The sequence below is a fragment of the Paracoccus sp. (in: a-proteobacteria) genome (assembly GCF_035556475.1).
GTDB lineage: Bacteria > Pseudomonadota > Alphaproteobacteria > Rhodobacterales > Rhodobacteraceae > Paracoccus.
In genome coordinates this window covers 1-1828 of record NZ_DATMFA010000041.1, presented here as the reverse complement: position 1 = coordinate 1828, position 1828 = coordinate 1, and the positions used below count along the sequence as shown (strand labels likewise).

At 65.3% G+C, this 1828-nt stretch carries 3 protein-coding genes; all 3 read left to right on the top strand.

What is annotated here, in order from left to right; genetic code table 11:
* A partial coding sequence (locus tag VNQ78_RS05110; protein ID WP_325687270.1) for a serine hydrolase domain-containing protein occupies positions 1–567 on the top strand: 567 nt, incomplete at its 5' end.
* 294 nt (positions 568–861) lie between these two features.
* Complete coding sequence (locus tag VNQ78_RS05105) at positions 862–1026, top strand: hypothetical protein (RefSeq protein ID WP_325687268.1); 165 nt, start codon at positions 862–864, stop codon at positions 1024–1026.
* 123 nt (positions 1027–1149) lie between these two features.
* Positions 1150–1617, top strand: coding sequence for a hypothetical protein (locus tag VNQ78_RS05100; RefSeq protein WP_325687266.1), 468 nt, complete (start codon positions 1150–1152; stop codon positions 1615–1617).
* The last annotated feature ends 211 nt before the right edge of the window (positions 1618–1828 follow it).

The following is a 1828-nucleotide window of genomic DNA, read 5'->3' as shown; positions in this document are numbered from 1 at the left end:
GGGATACAGATTGCTGCCGCCTATCTCGAAGCGAAGGACACCAGCATTCAGCCCGGCACGTCGCCAGCGCGCGAGCGTGATTTTCACGAGCTGTTCGCCCAGCATGTGACGACGCCGCTCGGCATGTCGGGCACCACTTGGTATGATCCGGCGGGAAGCCCCCCGACCAACCCCTGGGTGGCCGGCGGTGCCTATTCGACTCCGCGCGACTATGCGAAGCTGCTCCGCGCGCTGCTCGGCGGAACCTTCATCACTGACATGGCGACCTTCACGCAGCAAAGAACTGCAGGACTCCCTCGCGTCTTCGTGCCTGCGGGGGCGGCGAACTGGGAATATGCGCTCGGCTCTTTCGTCGAGTGCGCGACGCCATCCGCCTGCGCGACCTCGAAAGTAAATTCGTCGCCCGGCGCTTATGGCTGGACCGGTTGGATCGACCGCGAAACGGGCTATTACGGGCTGATCGCGACCGAGATTTCCAGCGGCGGCGACCGCAAGGGCGTCGAGCTCGAACAGGAAATGCAGGGCCTCATCGAGACGGCGATCGCGAACCGCACGCCCGCTCCCTGATCTCCGGATCGCAGGCGATCCTCTCCCTGGCGCGGTGGACATTGTTCGCCGCGCCTTCTTTTTTCCGGGCATGGCCGGGAGGGAAGGCGAGTGGTCACCAGTCCGGACCCGGGTTCCCCCGCTCTCGATTGCCGCTGATCCCTGGGCGCGAAGCCAGGCCTCCTTCAATCAACCCGCAAGGGGTCCCTGCGCTCCGCTTGGGCCGCAGCTTTGCTGCGATGATTGCGGCCTGTCCCCGGCCTGCGGGGCGACTGTCGAGCGGGATGATCCCGCTCCCGGACAGGAGCTCAGGCCATGCCGCTTTCAACCGCCCAATCGCTCGGATGGAATCTCGCCCGCACGATGATGACCATCATCGTCCTCATCGAAACCGCAAAAGGCTATTCGGTCATGCCGCTCGACGAATTCGACGGCGATCCCGCCTGCATCATCTGCGAATATGACCCGTTCAATCGGTGACCTTCGCAAACCAGACCCAGGGTGGTTCCAGTTCCGGTTCCACCTTGGCCGTCCTTTTGCTATGATTTGCAGGCAGATGGCGCTGTGGAGGAGGTGGCGGGCGCGTCCGGTCGGAGGACGCTTATGACCATATTTCTCATCCTCGGCATTGTCGCCGCCCTCTATGTCGTCTGGCTGATTTTCCGGGCCGCGGCCCATGCGTTGCCGGTCTATGCCGGCATCGCGCTCGGACTCCATCTTGTCGAGACCGGGCATGGCTATGGCGTGGCCATCGTGGCGGGGTTCGGGGCCGGCATCGCAGTCCTGCTGCTCGGGCAGCTCCTCATCGCTTTCCTTTCCTCGACCGCCTGGCGCCTCTTCATCATCGCCATCTTCATGGTTCCGGCGGGCTTTGCCGGATATCAGGTTGGGAACGCGCTCGGAGGCCAGTTGATGGGGCAGGGGATGCTTCTGACCCTGGCCTCGATGCTTTCGGGGCTGGTTGCCGCCATATCGGCGTGGGGATCGCTCGCCTTGCCGGCCGAGGATGATGGCGGCGTGGGTCTGCAGCCAGCCGGTCCTCCGGCCGCGTCGCCGGCATCGGCGGACTAGGGCCTGTTTTCGGTCAGCGCAGGTCGCAGGTCCCGCGTGCGAGGGGTGCCGCCCGTCATCCCTCGGTCTCGATCCTTGCCCCGCCTGCTCGTCCTTGCCGCAGTTACCGCGCCATTGCAGCCCCGGGCGATGCGTCATCTGCCGGCAAGCCGCTGCGCTGACCCGGCTGGCCGCAATGGCGCTTCGCTGACTTTCTTCCCCCGGCGTGCCG

Bases quoted from the DNA above. Each gene is read 5' to 3' on its own strand.
- VNQ78_RS05105 (WP_325687268.1), top strand. From the start codon at position 862: ATGCCGCTTTCAACCGCCCAATCGCTCGGATGGAATCTCGCCCGCACG.
- VNQ78_RS05100 (WP_325687266.1), top strand. From the start codon at position 1,150: ATGACCATATTTCTCATCCTCGGCATTGTCGCCGCCCTCTATGTCGTC.